Here is a 3,977-nt window from a genome sequence, read left to right on the forward strand (position 1 = left end):
CACTCCTTCGTCACATGTCGAAAATCGCCTCAATATATACGACCCTGGCGGCAACATTTATTATTAAACAAGCTCTAGCCTATACTTCAAGATAGTGGAGCAGGGAGTTCACGCGCTCTATCATATCGGCGTTTAGGAGTCCGGGCGTTCCGGCCATTTCGATTGTGTCGTATCCGTAGCGGGCAAGCGAGCGCGCCACCGACTCTCCGCGCGAATGGTTGACACGGAGTATTACCGTTGTGGGCGAATTGGGTTGTGTGCCGGCTACGACATTGAGGTTGAGCAGATGGGCGTCGGCATCCTCCACGGCATGGGCTATGGCCGAGGCGCTGTATTCACCCGACGGACATACCACGGTAAGCTCAGTGTAGTCATCGAGCTGAGGAAACATGGATGCGGCCATACGCATGGCCGACTCGCTGTCGGCGGCGCCGATATACATGTCGGGCGACATGTCGTCGACAATGGCTACTACAGTCTCGCCGGCGGCCATGCGCTCAAGAAGCAGCGACACGGGCGACGAGGCCGACATCGGGCGTATGCCTATGGCCAGATCGCCGAGCTGCGAGCCGCGCGGAGCACCAAGTGCCGAAGCATCGGCCATGCCGACATATCGGCCGGCACCATCGACTATCGGCAGCGGGCCGCGGCGTTCGACTGCGATACTGAGTCGGTCGATGGATTCGCCGAGGGTCATTTCGCTGTTCAGAGCCTCGATTTGTGGTGATATGGCATCTTTTGCTGTCAAAACGTTTCGCTGTTTACTTATTTCTCATTAATTTTGCAGTTGCTAAAATGGGCAATGCTATATATGCATCACGAAAAGGCTACAAATTTAATAAAAATTTCCGACTTTTCCCGCCCCGGGCCAATAGCCCGTTTTACTTTTAACAACGCATCAACCGACAATAAGGATGACTAATCTAAGCGTAAATATCAACAAGGTAGCCACTCTGCGCAACGCGCGCGGGGAGAATACTCCCGATGTGGAGCGTGTGGCCGTCGACTGCGAGCGTTTCGGTGCCGATGGCATAACAGTGCATCCGCGTCCCGACGAACGCCATATCCGCCACGACGACGTGATAGCATTGCGCCCGCTTGTAAAGACCGAGTTCAATATCGAAGGCTATCCCTCCGACGATTTCATGCGTCTGGTGCTGATGGTACGTCCCGAGCAGGTGACTCTCGTGCCCGACGCTCCCGACGCCATCACCTCAAGCGCCGGCTGGGATGTGGCCGCCCATATGGAGATGCTTACATCCATAGTCGACCGCCTGCACGAGGCCGGAGTGAGAGCTTCGATTTTTGTAGGTACCGACCCTGCCAATATCAAGGCCGCAGCCGCTACCGGGGCCGACCGTGTGGAGCTGTACACAAAGCCCTATGCCGACATGTATCCTTCCGACCCTGAGGCTGCTGTCGCACCGTATGTCGAAGCCAGCATGGCTGCCCACAAGGCCGGGCTGGGTGTCAACGCCGGCCACGACCTCAATCTTGAGAATCTCAAGTTTTTCCACGAGCGTCTCCCTTATCTCAACGAGGTGTCGATAGGCCATGCCATAATATCCGACGCTTTGTATCTCGGACTGGAAGCCGCCATACGCCAGTATAAGGCCTGCCTGCAATAAGCTCGGCCGTCTACTGCTGTCTCCGCCTGACATCATTACACATCACATATATATATATATATTTAACTCTTCACATTATTATAATTATAATGACAAGTATACTTTCGTCATTGATTCGGGTGGTCGACATTCTGGCCGATACAATTATCACAATAAGCGATTCAATACTTACTAACATATCATCAGCAATGTCAATACTGAATATGATATTTGCCCAGGTGCCGGATACTGCCACCGACACTGTCAATATAATAAGTGAAACCACAGCCACCGCTCCGGCAGAGGCGGTTACCGCCAGCATGTCGGTGTGGGATCTTTGCCTTAAGGGCGGCTTCATAATGATTCCGCTTGCCATACTTCTGGTAATCAGCATATATATATTTATCGAGCGTTATATCGTAATCCGCCGTGCCGACCGCGAGGACGCTACTTTCATGAAGCGTATCAAGGATTATATCCACGACGGAGAGATAGACAGCGCCAAACTGCTGTGTAAGAAGAACGGCACACCCTATGCACGTCTTATCCTTAAGGGAATAAGCCGCATCGGACGCCCCATGAACGATGTGCTCGTGGCAATCGAGAATACCGGAAATCTCGAGATTGCGAATCTCGGAAAGGGACTTACATGGCTTGCCACCACTGCCGCCGGAGCGCCTATGCTCGGATTCCTCGGCACGGTTATCGGCATGGTTGAGGCGTTTTTTGCCCTGGCCAACGCCGGCTCGTCGGCCAACATCAGTGTGCTCGCCGGAGGTATTTACGAGGCTCTTGTCACCACAGTGGCCGGCCTGGCTGTAGGTATCGTGGCGCTGTTTGCCTACAATGCCCTTGTAGCGCGTATAAATGGAGTGATGAAGCTGCTCGAAGGCAAGACGATGGAGTTTATGGACCTCCTCAACGAGCCCGCCGAATAATAGCGGCCTACTGTTTCTATTTGTGTAATCCCGGCTCTTTCCCCACTCCCGTATACCTATGGCACTGAAACGTCAGCACGATATGATGGCAATGTTCTCGATGGCATCGATGACCGATGTTATCTTCCTGTTGCTCATCTTCTTCATGATAACATCAACGTTTGTATTCCCTACAGCTCTGGAGGTCAACCTCCCGCAGAGCACCGTACAGACTGCTCTCAAGCCCGGCACACGGGTATATATCGACAAGGACGAGAAACTCTATGCGTCGTTTGGCGACGAGGAGCCTCAGCCTATCGAGGCGAATGCGCTTGTGCCCTTTCTCCAGCTTGCCTCACAGAATGTGCCTGCCGACGAGGCATTCATAGCTATATATGCCGATGAGGAAGTGTCCTACGGAAAAATTGTCGAGGTGCTTGACCTCGGTGCGCGCAACAATCTGAAAATGGTGCTTGCCACCCGTCCTACCAATTCACGCAAGGCTGCCTACACCAGTCCGCAACCCTCTACAAAGCTCTGACACCGCCATGCAGCAAAGTGATAAAGACCGTACAATCGCTGTCATCGGCACTCTGCTTGTCTTGGCTCTGTTGCTGCTGTGGATTGCGCTTTCCGAGTTCCGTATCAACATCGACGAGCTCGACAACCGCAAGTGGCCACCTGTCGATTCAAGCGAGATAGTGTTTGGCGGTGAATATGTCAAGTTTGGCGATATGCCGCAGCCTGTACCTCAGGAGCAGGCAGAGCCCCAGCCGCAGGAGTCGGCCGAGGCGCCTGCATATGAGGGCACCGATATATCCGATGCCGGACAGAAAGCCGACATCCCCCCTGTAACCACGGCTTCCGACCGTCCCTCGCCCATGAAAGTCGAAAAGAAGCCCGAGACTCCCGAGAAGAAAGGGCCGACTAAGGAAGAACTTGCCGAGCGCGAGCGCATAAAACGGCAGAAAGAGCAGGAGGAACAGAGCAAAAAAATTAGCTCAGGCATAAAAAACAGCTTCAAGCAGAACAATAAGCCTGCGGCCGGAACTCCCGGTTCGCCCGACGGCAATTCCGACAGCGGTGTGCTTTCCGGTACCCCCGGATTCAGCCTCAAAGGCCGTACTCCCGAATCGTGGGGAGCCACACGCAGCACTCTCGCCGGAAGCATCGTCATACGTGTGAGCGTCAACCGCCAGGGCCACGTAGTAGGCTCTCCTATATATGTAGGAGGCACAGGCCCCGCGGCTGCAAGCATACAGGTGCGCCAGAGCTGTATCGCCGCCGCACGCTCCTCGCGCTTCTCTGTCGACCTCGATGCCCCTGCCGAGCAGGTGGGCACAATTACCTGGACATTCAAATAAATTCAAACAGTTTCTAAGAAACTGTTTAAATTTATATGATACAGATTTTGAGAGAGAATGTCAGATGTATTTTTGTTTGCGATGAACGA

General features: G+C 53.6%; 5 protein-coding genes. 4 read left to right on the forward strand and 1 reads right to left on the reverse strand.

All coding sequences use genetic code 11. The annotated features are described in order from the left end of the window. Positions 1-79: 79 nt before the first annotated feature. Positions 80-748, reverse strand: coding sequence for a hypothetical protein (locus K2I50_RS01905; RefSeq protein ID WP_301024562.1), 669 nt, complete (start codon positions 746-748; stop codon positions 80-82). Positions 749-914: 166 nt separating this feature from the next. Here K2I50_RS01905 and K2I50_RS01910 point away from each other — a divergent pair, with 166 nt between their 5' ends. The 4 genes from K2I50_RS01910 (at position 915) to K2I50_RS01925 (ending at position 3,888) form a co-directional block, all read left to right on the forward strand. Continuing rightward, a complete protein-coding gene (locus tag K2I50_RS01910) occupies positions 915-1,628 on the forward strand; it encodes a pyridoxine 5'-phosphate synthase (RefSeq protein ID WP_289754857.1) in 714 nt (237 codons plus the stop codon). A 203-nt stretch (positions 1,629-1,831) separates the two neighbouring features. Next, the gene (locus K2I50_RS01915) at positions 1,832-2,545 is read left to right on the forward strand and encodes a MotA/TolQ/ExbB proton channel family protein (protein WP_526022939.1); all 714 of its coding nucleotides are present in this window, start codon (positions 1,832-1,834) and stop codon (positions 2,543-2,545) included. 58 nt (positions 2,546-2,603) lie between these two features. Further along, positions 2,604-3,065, forward strand: coding sequence for an ExbD/TolR family protein (locus K2I50_RS01920; RefSeq protein WP_301024563.1), 462 nt, complete (start codon positions 2,604-2,606; stop codon positions 3,063-3,065). A gap of 7 nt (positions 3,066-3,072) precedes the next feature. Then, complete coding sequence (locus K2I50_RS01925) at positions 3,073-3,888, forward strand: hypothetical protein (protein WP_301024564.1); 816 nt, start codon at positions 3,073-3,075, stop codon at positions 3,886-3,888. The last annotated feature ends 89 nt before the right edge of the window (positions 3,889-3,977 follow it).

This window comes from Muribaculum sp. (assembly GCF_029051885.1).
Taxonomy (GTDB): Bacteria; Bacteroidota; Bacteroidia; order Bacteroidales; family Muribaculaceae; genus Muribaculum.

What these genes read in the sequence shown, in the direction of transcription:
- K2I50_RS01910 (WP_289754857.1), top strand. Translation starts at nt 915, where the DNA reads ATGACTAATCTAAGCGTAAATATCAACAAGGTAGCCACTCTGCGCAAC.
- K2I50_RS01915 (WP_526022939.1), top strand. Translation starts at nt 1,832, where the DNA reads ATGATATTTGCCCAGGTGCCGGATACTGCCACCGACACTGTCAATATA.
- K2I50_RS01920 (WP_301024563.1), top strand. Translation starts at nt 2,604, where the DNA reads ATGGCACTGAAACGTCAGCACGATATGATGGCAATGTTCTCGATGGCA.
- K2I50_RS01925 (WP_301024564.1), top strand. Translation starts at nt 3,073, where the DNA reads ATGCAGCAAAGTGATAAAGACCGTACAATCGCTGTCATCGGCACTCTG.